The sequence below is a fragment of the Paraburkholderia fungorum genome, assembly GCF_046027215.1.
Classification (GTDB): Bacteria; Pseudomonadota; Gammaproteobacteria; order Burkholderiales; family Burkholderiaceae; genus Paraburkholderia; species Paraburkholderia fungorum_D.
Genome location: NZ_JAQQEN010000001.1, coordinates 699,056 through 720,406, shown reverse-complemented (window position 1 = coordinate 720,406; position 21,351 = coordinate 699,056). Strand labels below are relative to the sequence as shown.

The window sequence follows — 21,351 nt, the reverse complement described above, 5'->3', positions numbered from 1 at the left end:
GTCCTGTGCCGACTAACGGATACGCTGCTTGGGTCCGACGGCACGCCGGATGCGCATGGTTTCACGTACACGGGCGAGATCAAAGTAATTCGCGTGCCGCAGCAAAAACCAGATCATGTTAGGCGAGAAGGTCCTGATCGTCCGATGGTACGTCAAGATGTTCAAAAAGGCATGGGCGTAAATGTCCCGCCGCAACGCAGGCAGCGCAGTGAAATGGTCCATCAGATGACCAATCAGGATCAGGTACGAGCGCTGCCGACCGCTGCGAGATGCCAGATAAGCCTGATTGGATTCATTGCAACGGTATTCAACCAGCACACGGTTGACGAAGCAAGCTCGTGTTCCAGGCTGGCTTAGATACTCCATGGTGAAGTACCACTCCATGAAGTCGCCCCGATACTCTCGCGTGGTTCGCGCGCTCGCGCGGTACATGTACGAACTGTGAACGGCGATTGTTCCCCAGCGGGCCTGTTCGGCCCGAGTGAAGAATATCAGTTCCCTACCGTCTGGCAGTTCGCCCGTTTCACTCACGTAGGTCCGGCTGTCGTTGAAATAGCGTGCCCGATGGATGACAAGCGTACATTCGGGATTCGCTTCCAGTACATCCACCTGCTGCTGCAACTTGCCGGGCAGCATGAGATCATCTCCGTCGATGTGAGCGACAAAGTCTCCACGAGCAGCATTGTGGGCACGAAAATAGTTACGGGCAGGCCCGACGTTTTCGGTGTTCGGCAGTACCCGGATTAAATCGGGATGTCGCTTCGCATAGTCTTCCACCACTTCACGTGTACCGTCCGGGGAATAGTCATCCGAGATGACGATCTCGTAGGGCACCTTGATATCTTGCGCAAGAATGCTATCAATGCAGTCTGCGATATATTCGCGCTGCTTGTAGCAGGAAACGACAACTGACAGTTTCAGCATGATCTATTTTCAGCCTTCAGCCGTCCGTTTGCATAAATCGCCAAGCCGGCAAAGCATATTATAAAATAAGAAAAGTTCGACAGCGCGTACGCAATAAAAACGCCCTTACCTCCGGCCATATGCGAAGTTATTGAAAATAGCGCGACGTAAATCGCCGACTGCACTATTTCACAAATCACATAAATCTTGGTCGCAGCTTTTGCGACCGCCAGAAATCCAATTACATACGCGCCGATTCTAAAAAAATCCCCAGTCAATTGATACCGCAGCAAATCAGGAGCGATATAAAAATCTTTCGATAACAGTATCGAAAATACCAACCCTCGAAGGAAATAAATTGCCACTGCGCCAATTCCAAATACTATCAAAACGCCCGCTAGCGTTTTCAATACATAGCCAATAACCTTCCGCCCTTCCTTGAGACCGGAAAGCGTGGGCATGTAATACACAGACAGAAAGCTCACAAACAGGCTCAGAGCCGCATAAGAAAGACGTTGCACGCCCTGCCAGGTCCCAGCGCCCTCCCAGCCATCAATTCTCGCCAGCTCTGTCCGAATGTACATTTCTACCAGCGGCATCGTCGCCACTGAAAAAAGCTGCATCAGACTGAACTGTCCAAGCCGCCCTAGCTCGCTGAAATGTGTGATAAATCGCAGCTTCACTTTGACAAGCTTGCGCAATTCGAAAACGGCTGGCAACAGCATTCCCGCCTGCACCACCACCAGCGCAATGACTGCGCCGGCGAGATGGTATGTGCTCACCAAGAAATAGCACGGAACGATGCCAATCAATGAGCCAATCGTCATAATCCGTGAAAAAGCCTGGGTCTGCCGTAGTCCATTAACGACACCTGTCACAAAGTTGATATAGGCAAAGGCGAACTGAGCCAAGCCAACAAATATGATCAACCCTTGATACTGAGCGTCGCCGAACAACAAGACAGAAGCAGTATGAGCACCGCCGACAAAAACTACCGCCAGAACGCACGACGCCAGCAATGAATAGGTCCACGCCGCCGAGAGAAAGCCTTCAAGCCTCGCTTTCGATTGCTCGTACTCCGCCGAATACTTTGCAATTCCGACGTTAATGCCACCTCCCGCAAAGACGAAGAGGATCGAAAGCAGGTTCATGAAATGCCCCAACTTGCCGATCCCTTCAACCCCCAACTGCAATACCACGATCTTAAGTACCGCAAGGCCGCAGGCCATCCGGGTAAGTTGCGCTACGGCACTTGCAATGGATGCTCGTATCCAGCCAGAGGACATTATCTCCGTGCCTCGAAGAACTCCTCCAGCGCGGTGCAAACGCGATCGACCTGCGAATCCGACAATTCGTAATAGAGCGGAAGGCGAAGCAAACACTCCGTATAACGATCGCTGTTCGGCAGGCTCCGGCCGTCATGCTTGTCTGCATAAAACGCACTCGAGTGTAGCGAAAGGTAATGGAAAACCGACATTACTTTCCGTTCCTTGAGATACTGAACGAGTTGAGTACGCTCGTCGAGCGACCTGCACACGATGTAAAACATGTGGGCATTGTTCGTTGCCCAAGCCGGGATATCAGGCAATTCGAAGCACCCACGCTCCGCGAGGGCTTTTACGTTGTGTGTATAACGCTGATGGATTGCGAGGCGTCGCGCCTGTATCGCGTCAAGTTGTTCGAGTTGCGCATAGAGGTACGCTGCCACGATTTCCGAGGGCAGAAACGACGAACCAATGTCGACCCAGCCGTACTTGTCGACTTCGCCACGAAAGAACGCAGAACGATTCGTCCCTTTCTCGCGGATTATTTCCGCGCGGGCCATGTACTGTTCATCATTAACGGTGAGCAACCCTCCCTCACCCGAAATAATATTCTTCGTTTCGTGGAAGGAAAAAGCGCCGAGGGCGCCAATCGAACCAAGCGGTTGCCCTTTATAAAAAGAGTCAATTGCCTGCGCGGCGTCCTCAATGACCACAATGCCTTTTTGATTCGCAATCTCAAGAATGCGGTCCATGTCACACGCAACGCCGGCGTAATGCACAACCACGATCGCCTTGGTGCGGGACGTAATTAATTGCTCGATCTGGCCCGGATCAATATTAGGATTATGTGCATAACTATCCGCGAACACCAGCCTTGCGCCGCGAAGCACAAACGCATTGGCCGTAGAGACAAAGGTGTACGACGGCACAATCACCTCGTCCCCTTCCTGAATTCTGAGCAAAAGGGCTGCCATTTCAAGCGCGTCGGTACAAGACGTCGTTAGCAGCGCCTTTTTGATCGCATATCGATTCTCAAAATACTGATGGCAACGCTTCGAAAAAATCCCGTCGCCCGAAATCTTTCCAGAAGCCACCGCCTCGGCGATATATACGAGCTCCCGACCGTGAAGGTAAGGTTTATTGAACGGAATTAGTTCGTCACTCTTCGAAAGATCAGACATTTACAGCCCCTAGATTAGACAAACCACTTGTGCAGGGTATAGCAGCTTTTTGTGGGCAAAAATCCCACCTTGCAGAGCCCCCGCTGAGCGGGCACGTTTGTTAGTTGTGTCGAATACTCCATGGTCGTCAGACCTCGGGATAAACCCCAGTCCATACTGCCCTGCAGCAACGAACGAAAAAGACCTTCGCGCCGCGCCAATGGCGACACGCCAAGCAAAGAACAATCGAATGCCTGCGGCTCGACGAGCTTAAGTGCGGAAAAACCGATTATTTCGCTTTCCCGCTCCAAGATCAGCACCTCATCCGCGACCTGCGGATTGATGCATGCCGCCTCCGCCCACGACGAATACACCTGATCCGCCTTGTCTTTCGGCAAACGGGGATCGGTGTGGTAATGCCCGTCGTAGTCCCTAAAGACTTGAGAAGCCAAATGGCCAATACGCGACGCGTCTTCAGCCTCCGCCTTACGCAGACGAACAGAATCCGGCAAGATCAAAGCACTTCCGGACGAAAGCGTCTTTTCAAAATAAAGCAAAGCGTCCGTAATGAAGGCCCCTTGTTTCTCCGCTGCCTGCACTACCGGAAGGTCGGAGGAATCGACGCGGAGAATTAGAAATTCAACTTTCTGCGCGCTGCAAGCCTCCATAATCCGATCAAATTCATCCACATGGCGTGCGGTCGCCTTGGCGGTAACCACACCAAATCTGGATTGATCGAGTTCTGACAGGACTAGGCTCATGTGTAATTATGTTGTACGCGTTCGTGATGCGAAGCACCCATGACTTCAGCTTCGCTTAAGGCCGCGCGTTGTCGCTCGGCCGGTTCAGTGCCACCAGGGCGTCGGCTCTCCAGAGCGCCCAACCCAACGCGAGACCGACACCCAGGAGCAAACCCACAAACGCCATCAGCGCTCGCCTCGGTGATACGGGCGCATCGCTCACGACGATCGCCTCCAGCGGACGCGTGACAAAGGAGCGCTGCGGGTCCAGTCGTTCCAATATCTCATTCTTGCGCACACGAATCGCGGTAACTTCCTGAGTGTTGGCGTTGATCAGTTCAGTGAGCATCAATCCCTCCCCTGACGGCGCCCCGTTGCTCTTGCCCTGCGATTGCCGGTCCGCCTCGCTAGCCAGGCGCGTGGAGCGGACCTCTGCTTCAGTCAGGAGCTGACTGACCTCTTTTAGGTCTGCGTTAAGGCGATTAAGCGACGGCGCCATCATTGCCTGGTGGGTCTGCGCCAGTTGATCAATCAACGCATGTAAGTCCCGTTGCGCTTCATCGGGCGAAAATCCGTTTACGTCGACTTCGATCAGGTCCGAACTAACTACCTTGGCACGAGCACTCTTGCGCAGCAAGTTAACGTGTGAATCATCGCGGGCGTCTGGGTCAAGTCCCAAGTGTTTGAGGACGCCATCCTGGAAACCACGCGTGTCAAACCTCGCCACAACATTCGCGGGCGTTTCGACAAGCGTGGCTGAATTGCCGTTGAATAGCTGACCAATCCGGACTACCGCAGTCGATTCCCATTGGCGTGGAAAAAGATAGCTAGCACCTAGTCCCACAGCCACGCCAAGCACCGCACCAATCGAAAGCCGGATGGCATCTCGTCGCACGAAATCGACGAGGCCGTGGAGTGCACCGGAGCGCAATTCTAGTGTCGCGTTTGACTGTTTTGTTGTCTCTTGCATAGTCTCTCGTAAGAGTCAGGATTAGTTGAAGCCCCAAGCTCCAGGCAATTGCGCAGGTGCGGTATCGCTAAGCGAGCACAGCAGCGCCAATCAGGGCGTTTGCAAACAAAGCTGCAACGCATCGCGCCAATCGGGAGGGCGCACCCCAAATGCTCTTGCAAGCTTTTCGTTCGACATCACCGAATTCACAGGTCGCCGGGCTGGCGTCGCGTAAGAAGCAGCGCCAATCTGCTGGATCACAGGCTTCTTACTCAGCGCAGAAAGTTCGAAAATCGCGGTGGCAAAGCCATGCCATGACGTCGCCCCGGAAGCAGTCAGGTGATAGAGGCCTGAGTAGGTCCGCCACCACGCTTTTCGCTCACCCTCCGCCTTTACCATGGCTTGCGCCAAAACATGGGCAGTCACTACAGCAACGGTATTTGCCCACGTCGGCGCGCCGTACTGATCGGCTACGACGTCGAGGCACTCGCGTTCTGCGCCGAGTCGAAGCATGGTCAACAGGAAATTTTTCCCTCTTGCCCCGTATACCCAACTAGTCCGAAAAATCAAATGTGCGCAGCCAGACTCGACGATAGCGCGCTCACCTGCCAGTTTGCTTTTGCCATACACATTCTGGGGGTTCGGCTGATCATCCTCCACGTAAGCACCGCTCCCGGTTCCATCGAACACATAATCGGTCGAGTAGTGAACCATAGGGATATCCAGCCTTTTCGCTTCTTCGGCAATCACTCCAGGCGCCTCAGCATTCAGCGCAAATGCGGCGGCCTCGTCTACCTCCGCCTTGTCTACTGCTGTGTAAGCGGCGGGATTCACAATGAGCGAGGGCTTCAGTCGGCGTATGGTGCTTCGAATCTCCTGCAGGTCCGTCAGATCGAGCGTGCCGCGATCAAGCGCGACGACTCGGCCCAGCCCCTGAAGGCTGCGAGCTAGTTCAAATCCGACCTGCCCATTCACACCAGTAAGCAAGATGACGGGTTGCTCGTTCGAAAACATGACTTTCTCACTCGAAACATTCGGCTTCTGACAGGCGCTTGCCAGCAGCATCCTTCGCTGCAAGCAGCGGCTCAAAGCCAATCGGCCACTCGATTCCGATATCGGCATCGTTCCAGACGATGCAACGTTCATGGTCCGGATACCAATAATCGGTCGTCTTATAGAGCACCTGAGCCGATTCCGACGTGACGACAAAACCATGCGCGAATCCAGGAGGCACCCACAATTGGCGCTGATTCTGCGCGGACAACGTCACGCCCTCCCATTTACCGAAAGTCGACGAACTTTTGCGAATGTCCACAATTACGTCGAATATCTCGCCTTCCACCACACGCACAAGCTTGCCCTGCGGGTGTTGAATCTGATAATGCAAACCGCGCAGTACGCCTCTTAACGAGCGCGAATGATTGTCCTGGACAAACTCAACGTTGGCGTCGACCTGATCGCCGAAGTCACGTGCATTGAAGCTCTCGAAGAAAAACCCGCGCGCGTCTCCGAACACCCTCGGCTCGATAATCTTGACTTCGGGAAATGAAGTGTCAACAACGTGGATCGTCATGCGAATCGGTCGGCCAGTAGGTTCTGCAGATATTTACCGTAACCACTTTTAGCAAGCGGTTGCGCGAGTTTCAACAACTGGTCCGCATCGATCCAGTTCTGGCGATACGCAAGTTCTTCAGGACACGCGACTACCAATCCCTGTCGCCGCTGCAGCGTTGCGATGAAGGTCGCGGCTTCGATCAACGAATCGTGCGTTCCCGTATCGAGCCACGCGTAGCCTCGCCCCATAATCTGGACACTGAGTGCGGCGTTGGCAAGATAGTGAGAATTGACGTCGGTTATTTCGAGCTCACCACGCGGCGACGGCTTGATATCCGCAGCAATATCACAAACCTGATTGTCGTAGAAGTACAAGCCGGTAACAGCGTAATTCGAGCGTGGCTTGGCTGGTTTCTCCTCAATCGACAGCGCGCGAAACTCCTTGTCGAACTCAACAACGCCGTACCGTTCCGGATCCTGCACGTGATACGCGAACACTGTAGCGCCTTGATCCTTCTCGTTGGCCCGCTCCAGCTGCTTCGCAAGATCGTGACCGTAGAAAATGTTATCGCCAAGAATCAACGCCGACGGATCGTTGCCCACGAATTCGCGGCCAATGATGAAGGCTTGCGCAAGACCGTCAGGCGAAGGCTGAACCGCATACTGAATATTCATACCCCACTGGCTGCCGTCGCCGAGCATCGCTTCAAACCGCGGCGTGTCTTGCGGTGTGGAAATGACCAGAACGTCACGAATACCTGCCACCATCAGCGTGGACAGCGGATAGTAAATCATCGGCTTGTCGTAGACCGGCAGCAACTGCTTGGAAACGACGTGCGTAATCGGATACAGGCGCGTGCCTGATCCGCCTGCGAGAATAATGCCCTTGCGCGCCATACCCGTGCCCTTCACGCGCGCTGCGCGTAGTTGGTCTCAACCCACTTTCGATACTCACCCGAAGCAACTTCGTCCGACCACTCCTGATTGTCCAGATACCACTGAACGGTTCTCGCAAGGCCGGTTTCGAACGTTTCGGCTGGCTTCCAGCCGAGTTCACGCTCCAGCTTGCGAGCGTCGATCGCGTAGCGGCGGTCATGGCCAGGGCGATCCTTCACATAGGTGATCTGGTCGCGATACGAAGAGCCCGCCTTCGGACGCAATCGATCGAGCAGGTCGCACAGGGTATGCACGACATCGAGGTTCTTCTTCTCGTTCCAGCCACCGATGTTGTAGGTCTCGCCCGGCACGCCACGGGCGAGCACTTCACGGATCGCGTTGCAATGGTCACCGACATACAACCAGTCGCGCACGTTCAGACCATCACCGTATACCGGAAGCGCCTTTCCGCTCAGTGCGTTGGCGATCATCAAGGGAATCAGTTTCTCAGGGAACTGATACGGGCCGTAGTTGTTCGAGCAGTTCGTGGTGAGCACCGGCAGGCCGTACGTGTGATGGTAGGCGCGCACCAAGTGGTCGGAACCCGCTTTGGTAGCCGAATAGGGGCTATTCGGTGCGTACGGCGTGGTTTCGGAGAATTGTGGGTCGGTAGCTGATAGCGAGCCAAACACTTCGTCTGTCGAAACGTGCAGGAAGCGAAATGACGCCTTGTCCGCTTCACCAAGCCCATTCCAGTAGTTGCGGGTGGCTTCGAGCAACGTAAAGGTGCCAACCACATTGGTCTGCACGAAGTCAGCCGGCCCGTGAATCGAACGGTCTACATGGCTTTCCGCGGCAAAGTGCAGCACCGCACGCGGCTTGCGCTCGGCAAAGAGCGCGTTGAGCGCCGTATGATCGCAGATATCGGCTCTTACGAAGACATGCTTGGGATTGGTTTGCAACGACTTAAGTGTTCCCAGATTGCCAGCGTAGGTCAGTTTGTCGACGTTTAGCACCGCTTCGTCCGACGTGTTGAGCCAGTCGAGCACGAAATTGGCGCCGATAAAGCCGGCACCGCCCGTTACCAGGATCATGTAATTCCCTTCAAGATGTTGGTGGCGGATCGGAATCAGGTTGCCGATCTGCACACCCCGCGTTGTGGTGTCCGATTCTTGTCAACGCCGCCGCCGCCTCTCACACCGCTGGCAGGCGTTCGGACGCCAATCTTATGAAGCCCTGATTATAAAGCCGCTCGGGGCAAAAACTAGAACCCTAACAACTTGAAACAGCTTGACAAGTTTGGTTTCCATTGCTTGGAGGAAGGCGCTGTTCCGCTGCGAGGGTCGTTGCTGGCGGGTGACCGGAGGTCGCCGCGAGAATCAGAGAAATTGCACGGTGGCCTGCCGCAACAAGGTATGTGTAAGGCGGCACATTAGGCTCACAGCACTGAATACACTAGCAATGCTGCTGCGGTACGGCGCATGAGCGATCGACGCCGGCGCACTCCCCTACGCCGCCAACATCCACCGCAACGTATCCACAAACGGAATCGCCTCGACTTCAGGCACCAGCGAACGCAGCTTGGCCGGAGACCCCGCCAGCATCTTCACGTCGGTTTGCCGCACAAAAGCCGGATTGACCTGAATCTCGAGCTCATGCCCCGTCAACTCGCTCGCCGCCGACAGGATTTCACGCAGCGTATAAGGCGTGCCCGTACACACATTGACCGTCTCCGAGGCAGCGGCCGAATCGAGCAGTACTTCATAAGCGCTCGCCACGTACCGCACATCCGAAAAATCGCGCGCCACGTCAATATTGCCGAGTTCGATCGCCGGTTCGCGTCGCGCGAAGTGCTCCACGATCTTCGGCACCAGGAAGTTCGACGCCTGCCCGCGCCCCGTGTAGTTGAACGGCCGCACGATCAGGATCGGCAGGCGGTCGAACCAGGTCCGCACCATCGTTTCCATGGCCGCCTTGCTCGCGGCATAGTGGTTGACGGGCGTGAGCGGAAAGGTTTCGTCGACGGCGCTGCTGGTGACGTTGCCGTACACATTCGCGCTGCTCGCGATCAACAGCTTGCGCGGCGTGTGGCCGACCGCCGCGCAGGCCTCGAGCAGATTCAGCGTGCCGAGCACGTTGACGCGGTAGAAGTCGAGCGGGTCGTTGTGGCCCACAAAGCTGATTGCCGCCAGATGGACGATATAGTCGGGCCGCACGGTTTCGATCACGCGCCGGCATGCGTCGGGCGACGTGATGTCGAGCCTCAGCCGCGTCGGCGTTTCCGCCTCGTGGCGCCCCGCTACTGTTTCGATCACCGTGTGACCGCGGCCGAGCAGGTTCTCAACCAGATAGCGGCCAGTGAAGCCACTCGCCCCGGTGACGAGCGTGCGGATAGGTTGCTTCGCATGAGAAGACGACATGCTTTCTCCGTTCACGAGGGTCATCTGTTGTATTGCAATATCGCGCGGGCCCCTCTCAGCGCGGCCCCCGACTGCTTCCAGTCAGCGCATGGCACGATATCAATGTGTCAAACCAGCTATTATGTCACGCTAGCATGTTGCACCGCCGAACGCGGCGCGTCTCGCCCGTGTTCCGCGTGTGTGTCCCGATTTGCACCCACTCCCGATGACAGCCTCCACCGCTTCCACTCTCCTCCCGCAGTCACACCCGCTGCCGCTTGCCTTCGGCGACCTGCAAGGCTGCCGCACGTCGTTCCAGCAGTTGCTGGTCAAAGCCGCGCCGGCGGCCGACACGCCGCTGTGGTTCGCGGGTGACCTGATTAACCGCGGCTCGGAATCGCTCGCCACGCTACGCGATATCATCGCGCTCGGCGAACGCGCGGTGCCGGTGCTGGGCAACCACGATCTGCATCTGCTGTCGGTGTCGGCGGGAATCCGCAAATCGAAGAAAGGCGACACGATCGACGACATTCTCGCCGCCCCGGACGCCGAGGACCTGCTCGAATGGGTCCGTCACCGCCCGCTCGCGCATTTTGAAAACGACATGCTGATGGTGCATGCGGGCGTGTTGCCGCAATGGGACGTCACGCTGACGCTGGAGCTTGCGGACGAACTGCAGCGGGCGCTGCGCGCACCGAGCTGGAAGGAGACACTTGCCGGCCTGTACGGCAACGAGCCGAATCGCTGGAAGCCCGGCCTCAAAGGCATCGAGCGGCTGCGTGTGACCTGCAGCGCCTTGACCCGCGTCCGTTTCTGCAATCAGGAAGGCACCATGGATTTCAGCACCAGCGGCGGTCTGAGTTCCGCGCCGCCGGGCTTCATGCCGTGGTTTGACGTGTCGTCGCGCAAGACCGCGAACGTCACCGTGGTGTTCGGCCATTGGGCCGCGCTCGGCTTGACCTTGCGCGATAACCTGATTGGCCTCGACTCCGGCTGCGTGTGGGGCGAGAAACTGTCTGCCGTGCGTCTGGCAGCTGATCCGGCGCAGCGCACGCTGACCCAGGTGGATTGCGAGGCGTGCCGGGCGCCAGGCGGCGGTAACTAAGCCGAACGTCCTGTCTGATCGACGCGGTCGATCAGCGTCGCGGCGGCGCCAGGCACCGCCGCTGGCGCTGGCGCTTGCGCGGCAAGCACCGCACCGGCTCGCGCCTTGCCGGCCTGCATGTCGTGCAACGCTGCCGCGATCACCTCTTCGGCTTGCGCCGCCAACGTGCGGCGATCCGCGCCCGGCGCAAGCGGCGCGCCGACATACACATGCGCGGTCAGCGGGCCACCCCGTAGCAACAGATTGAGCGAATCGGCCAGCGTCAGGTCGTCGATATAGGCCGGGGCGGTGGACTGCCGGCCCTGCGCGTCTTCATACATGAGGCACAGCGGCTGCACTGGCGCACCCGCCGACACGGCCGCCTGGAACATATTCGCGTGAAACGGCAGCAGCGCCAGTCCGTTGGATGTGGTGCCCTCCGGGAAAACGCACATCAGCTCGCCCGCGCTCAGGCGGTCGGATAGTTCGTGCATGATCCGCTTCGCGTCGCTGCGCTTCTCGCGCTGGATGAACACCGTGTCCAGTTGCTGCGCGAGCCAGCCGACCACCGGCCACTGCCGGATCTCTGCCTTCGAAACGAACGGCGTGGGCCGCCACGCATTGATCACGTAGATGTCGATCCACGAAATGTGATTGGCGACCACCAGCGTGCCACGGTCGAGCCGTGCGCTGTCGTTATGCACGACGAGCTGCATGCCGCACAGTCGCAGCATTTTCACCGACCACGCGCGATTGAGCGTGCGGCGGCCGTCAGGGCCGGCTTTCGGAAAGCGCGTCGCGACAATCCACATGCCGTGCAACAGATGCGCGATAAGGCGGGCCTTGCGTAACGCGAGCTTCATGGTCGGAGCTTTCCGTAACTGGGCAATGGCGCGGATGTTAGCGCTGCTCGAACGCGAGTTGACCGGACACGATGGTCGCCCGCACGCGCGCCGGCAGCTCGTAGCCAAGGAACGGCGTGTTGTGCCCCTGACTCTTCAACGCGCGCGGCTCGACGCGCCAATGCGCGTTGCGATCGAATATGCAGAGGTCCGCCACGCTGCCCACGCCAATGCGTCCAGCCGCGTCGAGCTTCAGTACATCGGCCGGCGCCGCGGTGATGCGGTTGAGCGCCTTCGCGAGCGGCACGCCCGCTTCGTCGGCCCATTTCACCGTCAGTGACAGAAACAGTTCGAGGCCCGTGGCGCCCGGTGTGGCTTCAGCGAACGGCAACAGCTTTTCGTCATCATCGACCGGCGTGTGGTCGGAGCAGATCGCGTCGATCGTGCCGTCGACCAGACCCGCGCGGATCGCTTCACGATCGCGCTGCTGGCGCAGCGGCGGATCGAGCCGGAACTGCGCGTCGAAGTAGCCGATATCGAGGTCGATCAGATGCACATGGTTCACGGTGACGTCGCACGATACCGGCAAGCCTTCGGCCTTGGCCGCGCGCATCAACGCGATACCCGCCGCCGACGACACATGCGACAGGTGCACTCGCGCACCCGTCACGCGGACCAGTTCGAAAATCGTGTGCAGCGCGATGGTCTCAGCCGACGCCGGCACGCCGGACAGCCCAAGCCGCGACGCCAGCGCGCCGCTCGCGGCCACGCCGCCCTTGCCGAGATACGCATCCACCGGACGCAGCCAAACGGTATAGCCGTAGGTCTTCGCGTATTGCAAAGCGCGCATCAGCACCTGCGTGTCGACCACCGGCACATCGGCCTGCGAAAAGCCGATGCAGCCCGCTTCCGTCAGCTCGACCATTTCGGTGATGACCTGGCCTTTGAGGCCCACGGTCAACGCGCCAAGCGGATACACGTGCGCCTGATTCAGATTGCGCGCGCGGAATTTGAGCATTTCGACGAGGCCCGGTTCGTCGAGCGTCGGATCGGTATCCGGCGGACACACGAGGCTCGTCACGCCGCCCGCGAGCGCCGCGGCCATTTCGGATTCGAGCGTGGCCTTGTGTTCATAGCCTGGTTCGCGCAAACGCGCGGACAGGTCGACCAGACCCGGCGCGATATGCAACCCTGTCGCGTCGATAGTCTTCGTCGCGCTGAAATCGGCGGGCGCGTTGCCGATCGCGACGATCTGGCCTGCCGCGATAAAAATGTCCTGCTGCTGTTCGGTGCCCGCTGCCGGATCGATCAGCGTGCCGCCTTGAATATGAATCTTCATGCGCTGCCTTCTATTCAGCTAAGTTCTGCGTTGCTAATCGCGTGTTGTCATGCGTGCCGTCATGCGTGCCGTCATTGCATTCGACGGCCGCGGCAAGGTCAGTCGTGATTGCCGGCGACGATACCCATCACCGCCATGCGCACGGCGATGCCGAACGTCACCTGATTCAGGATCACGGATTGCGGACCATCCGCCACCTGCGAATCGATTTCGACGCCACGGTTCATCGGGCCCGGGTGCATCACAATCGCATCCGGCTTGGCGAGCGCCAGGCGCTCCGGCGTCAAACCCCAGCTCTTGAAGTACTCCTGCGCCGACGGCAGCAACGCTCCGCTCATCCGCTCGTTCTGCAAACGCAGCATGATGATCACGTCGACGTCTTTCAGGCCTTCGTCAAGGTTGTGAAATACCCGCACGCCCATCTGTTCAAGACCGCCCGGCAACAGCGTGCGCGGACCGATCGCGCGCACTTCCGGCACGCCGAGCGTGGTCAGCGCGTGAATATCCGAACGCGCGACCCGCGAATGCAGAATGTCGCCGACGATCGCCACGCGCAGATTGGTGAAATCCTTCTTGTAGTGACGGATCGTGTACATGTCGAGCAGACCCTGGGTAGGGTGTGCATGACGGCCGTCGCCGGCGTTGATCACGTGCACATGCGGCGCGCAATGCTGCGCGATCAGATACGGCGCGCCGCTCGACGCATGGCGCACCACGAACATATCGGCATGCATCGCCGACAGGTTGTTGATCGTATCGAGCAGCGACTCGCCCTTGCTGGTCGACGAAGCATTGATGTTCAGGTTCAGCACGTCCGCCGATAGACGCGTGGCGGCAATTTCGAAGGTGGTACGGGTGCGCGTGGAGTTCTCGAAGAACAGGTTGAACACCGACTTGCCACGCAACAGCGGCACCTTCTTCACTTCGCGATCGGTCACGCTGACAAACTGGTCGGCGGTATCGAGAATGTGATTGACGATCGCCTTCGGCAAGCCTTCGATCGACAACAGATGTTTGAGCTCACCGTTTTTCGTGAGCTGCGGATTGCCCTTCAGGAAGCCATAACGGAAGCGCTCGGTGGCGCTATCGGCTGAATCCTTGGGAACCTGGGTGGCGGTGTTCATGGTGTACCTGCTTCAAATACGGGCTTCAACGTGATCGGTGTCGATGCGGACTGCGTGTGACGGATCAGTGGCAGCGCGCAATGCCGCCGCGCCCGATCCGTTTGGTCTGGTGCCGATGCTGAGGTTGATGAGTAACGCCACGCTCAATCGGCGCGGGCTTCAGTGTGAAAAGTAAAACGCGGGCTTCCGTTCTCGTCGCTCGCTTCGCGGGCCAGCACGAGCGTCGAATCGGCGGGTACCTGGACCACGCCGCCCACAAACCGCGCCGCCACCGGCAGTTCGCGCCCACCGCGATCGGCCAGCACGGCCAGATCGACCAATGCCGGACGGCCGTAGTCGTACAACTCGTTCAACGCCGCGCGGATCGTGCGGCCGGTGTACAGCACGTCGTCCACCAGCACGATACGGCGGTTGTCCACGGAAAACGGCAGCGAGGTCGGGCTCGCCTGCGCGTGCAGGCCCTTTTTCGCGTAGTCGTCGCGATGCAGCGCGACGTTCACCACGCCGAAACTCGACAGGTTCAGGTCGCGCGCAAGGCGCTCGGCGAGCCACGCGCCACCGCTGTGGATGCCGGCCAGCACGGCGCCTTCTCCGGCGCCTTGTCCACCACCGAGTTGGTCGCCGTACACCGCGAGAATCTGTTCGAGCAAAGCGCGATAGAGTGCTTCGGCGTCAATGGAACTCATGATCGTCGGAAAGTCCGTCTAGATATTGCTGGAGGATGATGCTGGCGGCTTCTGCATCGAGCATGTCGGCGCGGCCGTTGCCGGCGCGGATCTCCGCCTTCGCCTCAACCGACGAATAGCGCTCGTCGATCCATGTAACGGGCAGATTGAAGCGGCCATTCAGCTGATTGCCAAAGCGCTTCGCGAGTTGGGTCATTTCGTGCGGCGTGCCGTCGGGGTGCATCGGCAAACCGACCACCAGCATGGCCGGCTTCCACTCCGTGATCAGCTTGCCGAGCGTCTCGAATCGATACTCCCGGCTGCGGTTTTGCACGATCACGAGCGGCCGCGCGCTGCGCGTGAGCGAATTGCCCACCGCCACGCCAATGCGTTTTTCACCGTAGTCGAACGCAAGCAGCGTCGCCTCACGTCCGGCAGGCAGGCTCATACACCACCTTTCATGCGTGACCCGCTTCGCCCGACAGCATCGACAGTGAGATGCCAAGCAGCGCGAGGGCCGCTTCGAGACGCTCTTCGGCGGGCACGTCGAAGACGATTTTCGGGTCGGCTTCAACCGTGAGCCAGCCGTTCTTCGAAATCTCTTCTTCGAGCTGACCCGCGCCCCAGCCGGCGTGACCGAGCGTGAGCAGGAAACGTTCCGGGCCGGTGCCGCTCGCGACGGCTTCGAGCACGTCTTTCGAAGTGGTCATTTCCAGCCCGCCCGGTACCGACATCGACGACGTGTACGCATTGCCGTCTTTCGGATCGTGCAGCACAAAGCCGCGCTCGGTTTGCACCGGACCGCCGAAATAGACGGGCACATGAAGAAGGGGTTCGATCTCGAGTTTGAGGTCGATGCGACTGAAGAGCGCCTGCAGATCGATGTCGGTCGGCCGGTTGATCACGAGGCCGAGCGCGCCGCGCTCACTGTGATCGCAAAGGTAGACCACCGTTCCTGAAAACGTGGGATCGGCCATGCTCGGCATGGCAATCAGGAACTGGTTGGTCAGATTGATGCGATCAGTACTCTTGGACATAGTTCGGATTTTAGCAAAGACGATGCAGGATGGCGGGGCTTTAAGCGTGGAACCGCGATGTGTGCCATGACGTGTGCCGCGAGCCATCGACGGCCAATCAAGTTGCACTCTATCACGCACGCTGACCTTGTCCACGCTGCAGCTTAGCGCTGTTTTACGACACGCACGCGGCATGCCACCGGTTGGGCCGGCGTGGCGGTGCCGTTCAGGCGGGGCCGCTCAGGCGCCGCCCTCCTCGATTGCGCGCGTCAAGGCGGCCTGCGCGGCGCTGCCGGCGGGCGGCGTCACGCCGGCAGCCACCTTGTGCAGCATCGCCCGCAAAGCCTCGGCGGTCTGCTCGAGCGTCCTCGCGGCCGGCGCGCCGACAATCACGTGCGAACGCACCGCGGGCGTCGAAACGCCGGCATGCGCGCGGCGCCGCCACGCCAGACCCAACGCGTCGGCCACCAACGCCACGTGGCCGAGGCCCAGCGCGCACGCGGCGGAGCCGAGCCGGTAGGCGGCGTCGCCGGCTTGCAACGCTTCGCTCGGATCCGCCTTCTCGGGCTGATCGGCGGCACGCGCATGCTCGGCCAAAGCGGCGATCGATGCATCCGCCGTCTGCAGGAAATCCTCATACGCGTGCGCGTTGACAGTCAACACGCCGAGCTCGCGCGTCAGCGAGACACGCGTGGCGGTAATCGCCTGGGCCTGCGCGGCGCCCGCCTCCCAGAGCATTTCCGACGCCTGGGTGCCCGCCACGTGCCAATCGACCGTCAGACCGTAGTCGTGCAGTACTTCAACCTGATCGGCGTCTTCCGCCGCGGCGCCGAATAGCGCGTAATCGCGCCACAGCAGCGCCAGTGCCGCGCGCACCAGCGAGCGCGGCGCCCGCTCGATGCCGCGCGCATGATCGGCCAGCGTCAGGTTGCAGCGCGCGTAGAAGCGGCGCGCGTCGGCATCCCCATGGGCGCGGCCGCTCACGCGCAACGCCTTGGCGCAGGCTTTGGCGAGCCGCCAGAAATCGTACGGATCGGGGCCAGCAAGTTCGGTGAGACAGGTATCCAGTTCGTCGAGCGCTGCATTCGTGGCGGCCAGTGCGACTCCGCTGAGATCGGGCTGCGCGCGCAGCACCGGCAGCAGCGCACGCTCGAAACGCGCTCGCACATGAGCCAGCTGATCGGCGGACTGGGCGTGCAGCGATGCTGGCGGCACCGGCCGCGCAGCCAGCGCGAGATCTTCGAAAGCAACGGTGGAACCGGGCGTGTGCTGCGACAGATGGGTACACACGGCGCGGTAGTGATTGAAGAGCGTGGGCGAACAGGACAGCTCGCGCAGATTGTGGCGTTCGAGCGCGGCGCGAAAGTCGCGCAACGCGGCGCCGAACACGGGCCGGGCGCCGTCCACGTCGGGCGGATCGCCCGCTGCCAGCGGCGATAGCCGGACCAGCGCGTCGGCGAAACGCTGTGCACCGAGCCAGCCAGCTTCACGCAAGGCGTGCGACGCACGCAGCAACGCCGAAGCGCTCTCGGTATGTTGTTCGAACGCTAATAGCGCCTCGGCCAGTGCCAGTTCCGCGGGACGGACAGCGCCACCGCGTGGATTCGGCAAGGCGTCGAAGGAATCGGGTGCGGCGGATCGAAGGTTCATGGGCTGGCGACAGGAAGCTGACGGGCCGTCGCACTGCGCGCCATGCCAGCAGATCTGCTGACGCGCGAACCGGCGACAGGACTATGACAGACTACCGTTGCGACACGGCACAATCGAGGACGTTCCGCGTCGACACGTGGGACGGGCACTTGCGCGCACCGAATGCGATCGGTCCGGCACACGCCCTGGCGCTGAATCGTGCGCCGCGCGCACGGCACGCGCCTCCGCCGGCAACCGCCGGCTGCCCCTCGAACCTCAGATCTGGACCATCTCGAAGTCTTCTTTGCGCGCCCCGCACTCCGGGCACGTCCAGTTAATTGGAACGTCCTCCCAGCGCGTGCCCGGCGCAATGCCTTCGTCCGGCAAACCGGCTTCTTCGTCGTAAATCCAGCCGCAAATCAGGCACATCCAGCTTTGATATTCCATTCTTGTGTCGCGTCGTAGAGTCCGTTGAAACGGGAGCCATGATGGTACCGTGTTGCCGCCCCAATGCCTAGCAATCAGAAACGCGCAATCGCAGCGTGCGACGGCCTTTGGGCTATGCCGGCTGGCTGGAGCGGCCCGACATCGCGACGCCACGCCGTTGCCTGCCGGCCGCGGCTTGTCCAATGATGCGAAAAAACGCCTTCACGACGGTTTAGGCCGCATAATTGAGCCGATTGCGCACTCTCTGCGCCTAAATTTAGCTCCTTTTCGTAAATCTTCATGCCCAGCGACACGCCTCCGATCGTCCTCACCTTCGGGCTTTCCGATCCCACTGGCGGTTCCGGCCTGCAAGCCGACCTATTGACGCTTGCCAGCATGGGTTGCCATGGCGTTTCCGTGCTCACCGGTTATACGGTGCGCGACTCGGCCAGTTGTGACGAAGTCACCGGGCTCGACCCTGAAGTGGTCGCCACCCAGGCGCGCATGCTGCTCGAAGACATGCCGATCGCCGCCTTCAAGGTAGGCGCGTGCACGCGCGCGGAAGTCGTGAGCGCGATTGCCGAGGTGGTTGCCGATTACGACGACATCCCGCTGATTCTCGCCCCCGACTTCACGCTCGACGACGAACATGTGCTCGCCGCCGACGAGCTGCGCGAAGCGATCGCCGACCTGCTCGCGCCGCAAACCACCTTGCTGGTCGCCGATTCCGCTACCTTGCTCGCCCTCGCCCAGCCGGACGGCGACGCCGAAGCACCGAGCCTCGACGCGGCGATTTCGCATCTGCTGTCGCAAGGCTGCGAATACATTCTGTCGACGGAAACCGGCACGCACCGGCTCGTCAACACGCTGTACAGCGAAGATGGCCAGTTGCGCCAGGACACGTGGGACCGCGGCAGCCATCGGATCATGGGCATGACCGATACGCTAGGCTCGGCCATTGCCGCTTTGCTGGCCAACGGCCAGGAACCGGCCGAAGCCGTCCGCGAGGCGCAGGAGTATCTGTATCAGGCCGTGCGCAGCGCATTTCGCCCAGGAATGGGCGCCTATATGCCGGATCGGTTCTTCTGGGCGCGCAGCAGTGACGACGATGAAACGCCGCCCGCAGCCGGCAAGGATGCGACGCCAGGAGAAGCGCGGCATTGAGACTGGCACCGGGGCGTCTGCCGCATCGGCGGCCGGCGCTCGGGAAGCACGCGAAAACCGGACGCCCATAAAAAAACCCGCATTTCTGCGGGTTTTTTCTTTTGGGAAGCACGCCTCGCAGCGCGCTCCCCCATATGTTTCGAGCCGAGCCTCTAACAGGAGAGGCCCAATCGAAATTACATGTCCATGCCCATGCCGCCCATGCCGCCGGGCATACCACCGCCCATCGGTGCATCTTCCTTCGGCAGTTCGCACACAGCTGCGTCGGTGGTCAACAGCAGGCCAGCGACCGAAGCTGCGTTTTGCAGCGCCGTGCGCGTCACCTTCGTCGGGTCCACGACACCTGCGTCAACCAGGTCGACGTACTCGCCGGTTGCTGCGTTGTAGCCGTAGTTGCCCTTGCCAGCAGCAACAGCTGCCACCACGACGCTGGCTTCTTCGCCACCGTTCGTGACGATCTGACGCAGCGGCTCTTCCATCGCGCGCAGCACGATCTTGATACCTGCGTCCTGATCGGCGTTAGCGCCCTTCAGGCCAGCGATAGCCGTGCGTGCGCGGATCAGCGCGACGCCGCCACCAGCCACGATGCCTTCTTCCACAGCTGCGCGCGTTGCGTGCAGTGCGTCTTCGACACGTGCCTTTTTTTCCTTCATTTCGACTTCGGTCGCAGCACCGACCTTGATCACTGCAACACCGCCGGCCAGCTTGGCCACGCGCTCTTGCAGCTTTTCACGATCGTAGTCCGACGTTGCTTCTTCGATTTGCGTGCGAACTTGCTTCACACGTGCTTCGATGTTTGCAGCTTCGCCAGCGCCGTCGATGATCGTGGTGTTTTCCTTGCCCACTTCGATACGCTTCGCCTGGCCCAGTTCAGCCAGCGTTGCCTTTTCGAGCGTCAGGCCGGTTTCTTCAGCGATGACTTGACCACCGGTCAGGATCGCGATGTCTTCCAGCATGGCCTTACGACGATCGCCGAAGCCCGGAGCCTTGACAGCAACCGTCTTCAGGATGCCGCGGATGTTGTTCACCACCAGCGTTGCCAGTGCTTCGCCTTCGACGTCTTCTGCGATGATCAGGAGCGGTCGGCCAGCCTTGGCGACTTGTTCCAGTACCGGCAGCAGATCACGGATGTTCGAAACCTTCTTGTCGTGCAGCAGCACGAACGGGTTTTCGAGCACGGCAACTTGCTTGTCCGGGTTGTTGATGAAGTACGGCGACAGGTAGCCGCGGTCGAATTGCATACCTTCGACAACGTCCAGCTCGTCTTGCAGCGACTTGCCGTCTTCAACGGTGATGACGCCTTCCTTGCCAACCTTGTCCATCGCTTCAGCGATACGGTCGCCGATCGACGAATCGCTGTTCGCCGAGATCGAACCGACTTGAGCGATTTCCTTGTTGGTCGTGCACGGCTTGCTGATCTTGCGCAGTTCTTCGATCGCTGCGAACACAGCCTTGTCGATACCGCGCTTCAGGTCCATCGGGTTCATGCCCGATGCGACGTACTTCATGCCTTCGCGGACGATCGATTGCGCCAGAACCGTTGCGGTCGTGGTGCCGTCACCTGCGTTGTCGCTGGTCTTGGAAGCGACTTCCTTGACCATTTGTGCGCCCATGTTCTGGAGCTTGTCTTTCAGTTCGATCTCTTTCGCGACCGAAACACCATCCTTCGTGACCGTCGGGCCGCCGAAGCTGCGTTCCAGGACAACGTTGCGACCCTTCGGGCCCAGCGTGACCTTCACAGCGTTCGCGAGGATGTTCACGCCTTCAACCATCTTGGCACGGGCTGAATCACCGAATACGACGTCTTTAGCTGCCATCTTCCAACTCCTTGAATTCTTGGGATATAACCGGGTAAGTAGCGACTGGCGCTTACTTCTGCACCACGGCCATGATGTCTTCTTCGCGCATCACGAGCAGTTCGTTGCCGTCGACCTTGACGGTCTGGCCTGCGTATTTGCCGAACAGGACGCGATCACCCACCTTCACGTCGAGTGCGATTTGTGCACCCTTGTCGTCGCGCTTGCCCGGGCCGACTGCCAGAATTTCGCCTTGATCCGGCTTTTCTGCTGCGGCTTCGGGGATCACGATGCCCGACGCGGTCTTGGTTTCTTGATCCAGACGTTTGACGATCACGCGATCATGCAAAGGACGAAGGTTCATACATACTCCTCTCTTGATTGAGACTGAAGAACGCTGAGAAAACCCGGTTGACTGAG

General features: G+C 59.8%; 22 protein-coding genes. 2 read left to right on the top strand and 20 right to left on the bottom strand.

Annotated elements, in window-relative coordinates; genetic code table 11:
• Positions 1–12: 12 nt before the first annotated feature.
• From PQR27_RS03220 to PQR27_RS03175, 10 genes are all read right to left on the bottom strand, one after another.
• A complete protein-coding gene (locus PQR27_RS03220) occupies positions 13–924 on the bottom strand; it encodes a glycosyltransferase (protein WP_408522278.1) in 912 nt (303 codons plus the stop codon).
• The gene (locus PQR27_RS03215; protein WP_408522277.1) at positions 918–2,189 is read right to left on the bottom strand and encodes an O-antigen translocase; all 1,272 of its coding nucleotides are present in this window, start codon (positions 2,187–2,189) and stop codon (positions 918–920) included. Before PQR27_RS03215 ends, PQR27_RS03220 begins: the two co-directional genes overlap by 7 nt.
• Positions 2,189–3,349 carry a dTDP-4-amino-4,6-dideoxygalactose transaminase gene (rffA, locus tag PQR27_RS03210; RefSeq protein ID WP_408522276.1) on the bottom strand — a complete coding sequence of 387 codons (1,161 nt, stop codon included), beginning with the start codon at positions 3,347–3,349 and terminating at the stop codon, positions 2,189–2,191. The genes PQR27_RS03215 and rffA overlap by 1 nt, the downstream gene beginning before the upstream one ends.
• Before the next feature lie 14 nt (positions 3,350–3,363).
• Positions 3,364–4,089, bottom strand: a complete 726-nt coding sequence (locus tag PQR27_RS03205) for a GNAT family N-acetyltransferase (protein ID WP_408522275.1) — start codon at positions 4,087–4,089, stop codon at positions 3,364–3,366.
• Positions 4,090–4,144: 55 nt separating this feature from the next.
• The gene (locus PQR27_RS03200; RefSeq protein ID WP_408522274.1) at positions 4,145–5,038 is read right to left on the bottom strand and encodes a GumC domain-containing protein; all 894 of its coding nucleotides are present in this window, start codon (positions 5,036–5,038) and stop codon (positions 4,145–4,147) included.
• Positions 5,039–5,128: 90 nt separating this feature from the next.
• Positions 5,129–6,031 (bottom strand): dTDP-4-dehydrorhamnose reductase, encoded by a 903-nt coding sequence (gene rfbD / locus PQR27_RS03195; RefSeq protein WP_408522273.1) that lies wholly within the window; start codon positions 6,029–6,031, stop codon positions 5,129–5,131.
• 7 nt (positions 6,032–6,038) lie between these two features.
• Positions 6,039–6,590: a dTDP-4-dehydrorhamnose 3,5-epimerase gene (rfbC, locus tag PQR27_RS03190; RefSeq protein WP_408522272.1), complete on the bottom strand. Its 552-nt coding sequence runs from the start codon at positions 6,588–6,590 to the stop codon at positions 6,039–6,041.
• Positions 6,587–7,468, bottom strand: coding sequence for a glucose-1-phosphate thymidylyltransferase RfbA (gene rfbA, locus PQR27_RS03185; RefSeq protein ID WP_408525390.1), 882 nt, complete (start codon positions 7,466–7,468; stop codon positions 6,587–6,589). Before rfbA ends, rfbC begins: the two co-directional genes overlap by 4 nt.
• 11 nt (positions 7,469–7,479) lie before the next feature.
• Positions 7,480–8,541, bottom strand: a complete 1,062-nt coding sequence (gene rfbB, locus PQR27_RS03180) for a dTDP-glucose 4,6-dehydratase (RefSeq protein WP_408522271.1) — start codon at positions 8,539–8,541, stop codon at positions 7,480–7,482.
• 414 nt (positions 8,542–8,955) lie between these two features.
• Positions 8,956–9,867 carry a GDP-mannose 4,6-dehydratase gene (locus PQR27_RS03175; protein WP_408522270.1) on the bottom strand — a complete coding sequence of 304 codons (912 nt, stop codon included), beginning with the start codon at positions 9,865–9,867 and terminating at the stop codon, positions 8,956–8,958.
• Positions 9,868–10,072: 205 nt separating this feature from the next.
• On the opposite strand from PQR27_RS03175, the gene PQR27_RS03170 reads away from it, so the two are divergent.
• Positions 10,073–10,951 carry a symmetrical bis(5'-nucleosyl)-tetraphosphatase gene (locus PQR27_RS03170; protein WP_408522269.1) on the top strand — a complete coding sequence of 293 codons (879 nt, stop codon included), beginning with the start codon at positions 10,073–10,075 and terminating at the stop codon, positions 10,949–10,951.
• On the opposite strand, the gene PQR27_RS03165 is transcribed toward PQR27_RS03170, so the two are convergent.
• The 8 genes from PQR27_RS03165 to PQR27_RS03130 all read right to left on the bottom strand — a co-directional run bounded on the left by PQR27_RS03165 (position 10,948) and on the right by PQR27_RS03130 (position 17,992).
• Positions 10,948–11,793 (bottom strand): lysophospholipid acyltransferase family protein, encoded by an 846-nt coding sequence (locus PQR27_RS03165; protein ID WP_408522268.1) that lies wholly within the window; start codon positions 11,791–11,793, stop codon positions 10,948–10,950. The genes PQR27_RS03170 and PQR27_RS03165 overlap by 4 nt on opposite strands.
• 37 nt (positions 11,794–11,830) lie before the next feature.
• On the bottom strand, positions 11,831–13,111 hold the full coding sequence (locus PQR27_RS03160; protein WP_408522267.1) for a dihydroorotase: 1,281 nt from the start codon (positions 13,109–13,111) through the stop codon (positions 11,831–11,833).
• 98 nt (positions 13,112–13,209) lie between these two features.
• The gene (locus PQR27_RS03155; protein WP_408522266.1) at positions 13,210–14,235 is read right to left on the bottom strand and encodes an aspartate carbamoyltransferase catalytic subunit; all 1,026 of its coding nucleotides are present in this window, start codon (positions 14,233–14,235) and stop codon (positions 13,210–13,212) included.
• Between the two features lie 143 nt (positions 14,236–14,378).
• Positions 14,379–14,921 (bottom strand): bifunctional pyr operon transcriptional regulator/uracil phosphoribosyltransferase PyrR, encoded by a 543-nt coding sequence (gene pyrR, locus PQR27_RS03150; RefSeq protein ID WP_408522265.1) that lies wholly within the window; start codon positions 14,919–14,921, stop codon positions 14,379–14,381.
• Complete coding sequence (gene ruvX, locus PQR27_RS03145) at positions 14,908–15,348, bottom strand: Holliday junction resolvase RuvX (RefSeq protein WP_408522264.1); 441 nt, start codon at positions 15,346–15,348, stop codon at positions 14,908–14,910. Before ruvX ends, pyrR begins: the two co-directional genes overlap by 14 nt.
• Positions 15,349–15,358: 10 nt before the next feature.
• A complete protein-coding gene (locus tag PQR27_RS03140; protein WP_408522263.1) occupies positions 15,359–15,937 on the bottom strand; it encodes a YqgE/AlgH family protein in 579 nt (192 codons plus the stop codon).
• A gap of 219 nt (positions 15,938–16,156) precedes the next feature.
• Entirely contained in the window at positions 16,157–17,566 is a 1,410-nt protein-coding gene (locus PQR27_RS03135; protein WP_408522262.1) for a hypothetical protein, read from the bottom strand.
• Positions 17,567–17,821: 255 nt separating this feature from the next.
• Positions 17,822–17,992 (bottom strand): rubredoxin, encoded by a 171-nt coding sequence (locus tag PQR27_RS03130; protein WP_006047743.1) that lies wholly within the window; start codon positions 17,990–17,992, stop codon positions 17,822–17,824.
• Between the two features lie 279 nt (positions 17,993–18,271).
• On the opposite strand from PQR27_RS03130, the gene PQR27_RS03125 reads away from it, so the two are divergent.
• Positions 18,272–19,135 (top strand): hydroxymethylpyrimidine/phosphomethylpyrimidine kinase, encoded by an 864-nt coding sequence (locus tag PQR27_RS03125; protein WP_408522261.1) that lies wholly within the window; start codon positions 18,272–18,274, stop codon positions 19,133–19,135.
• 176 nt (positions 19,136–19,311) lie between these two features.
• On the opposite strand, the gene groL is transcribed toward PQR27_RS03125, so the two are convergent.
• Entirely contained in the window at positions 19,312–20,952 is a 1,641-nt protein-coding gene (gene groL, locus PQR27_RS03120) for a chaperonin GroEL (protein WP_408522260.1), read from the bottom strand.
• A gap of 52 nt (positions 20,953–21,004) precedes the next feature.
• Positions 21,005–21,295, bottom strand: a complete 291-nt coding sequence (groES, locus tag PQR27_RS03115; RefSeq protein WP_007178996.1) for a co-chaperone GroES — start codon at positions 21,293–21,295, stop codon at positions 21,005–21,007.
• Positions 21,296–21,351: the final 56 nt, after the last annotated feature.

Bases quoted from the DNA above. Each gene is read 5' to 3' on its own strand.
- PQR27_RS03125 (WP_408522261.1), top strand. From the start codon at position 18,272: ATGCCCAGCGACACGCCTCCGATCGTCCTCACCTTCGGGCTTTCCGAT.
- pyrR (WP_408522265.1), bottom strand. From the start codon at position 14,921: ATGAGTTCCATTGACGCCGAAGCACTCTATCGCGCTTTGCTCGAACAG.
- PQR27_RS03170 (WP_408522269.1), top strand. From the start codon at position 10,073: ATGACAGCCTCCACCGCTTCCACTCTCCTCCCGCAGTCACACCCGCTG.
- PQR27_RS03200 (WP_408522274.1), bottom strand. From the start codon at position 5,038: ATGCAAGAGACAACAAAACAGTCAAACGCGACACTAGAATTGCGCTCC.
- PQR27_RS03215 (WP_408522277.1), bottom strand. From the start codon at position 2,189: ATGTCCTCTGGCTGGATACGAGCATCCATTGCAAGTGCCGTAGCGCAA.
- PQR27_RS03165 (WP_408522268.1), bottom strand. From the start codon at position 11,793: ATGAAGCTCGCGTTACGCAAGGCCCGCCTTATCGCGCATCTGTTGCAC.
- rfbC (WP_408522272.1), bottom strand. From the start codon at position 6,590: ATGACGATCCACGTTGTTGACACTTCATTTCCCGAAGTCAAGATTATC.
- rfbA (WP_408525390.1), bottom strand. From the start codon at position 7,468: ATGGCGCGCAAGGGCATTATTCTCGCAGGCGGATCAGGCACGCGCCTG.
- ruvX (WP_408522264.1), bottom strand. From the start codon at position 15,348: ATGAGCCTGCCTGCCGGACGTGAGGCGACGCTGCTTGCGTTCGACTAC.
- rfbB (WP_408522271.1), bottom strand. From the start codon at position 8,541: ATGATCCTGGTAACGGGCGGTGCCGGCTTTATCGGCGCCAATTTCGTG.
- PQR27_RS03205 (WP_408522275.1), bottom strand. From the start codon at position 4,089: ATGAGCCTAGTCCTGTCAGAACTCGATCAATCCAGATTTGGTGTGGTT.
- groL (WP_408522260.1), bottom strand. From the start codon at position 20,952: ATGGCAGCTAAAGACGTCGTATTCGGTGATTCAGCCCGTGCCAAGATG.
- PQR27_RS03140 (WP_408522263.1), bottom strand. From the start codon at position 15,937: ATGTCCAAGAGTACTGATCGCATCAATCTGACCAACCAGTTCCTGATT.
- PQR27_RS03160 (WP_408522267.1), bottom strand. From the start codon at position 13,111: ATGAAGATTCATATTCAAGGCGGCACGCTGATCGATCCGGCAGCGGGC.
- PQR27_RS03155 (WP_408522266.1), bottom strand. From the start codon at position 14,235: ATGAACACCGCCACCCAGGTTCCCAAGGATTCAGCCGATAGCGCCACC.
- rffA (WP_408522276.1), bottom strand. From the start codon at position 3,349: ATGTCTGATCTTTCGAAGAGTGACGAACTAATTCCGTTCAATAAACCT.
- groES (WP_007178996.1), bottom strand. From the start codon at position 21,295: ATGAACCTTCGTCCTTTGCATGATCGCGTGATCGTCAAACGTCTGGAT.
- PQR27_RS03175 (WP_408522270.1), bottom strand. From the start codon at position 9,867: ATGTCGTCTTCTCATGCGAAGCAACCTATCCGCACGCTCGTCACCGGG.
- PQR27_RS03135 (WP_408522262.1), bottom strand. From the start codon at position 17,566: ATGAACCTTCGATCCGCCGCACCCGATTCCTTCGACGCCTTGCCGAAT.
- rfbD (WP_408522273.1), bottom strand. From the start codon at position 6,031: ATGTTTTCGAACGAGCAACCCGTCATCTTGCTTACTGGTGTGAATGGG.
- PQR27_RS03130 (WP_006047743.1), bottom strand. From the start codon at position 17,992: ATGGAATATCAAAGCTGGATGTGCCTGATTTGCGGCTGGATTTACGAC.
- PQR27_RS03220 (WP_408522278.1), bottom strand. From the start codon at position 924: ATGCTGAAACTGTCAGTTGTCGTTTCCTGCTACAAGCAGCGCGAATAT.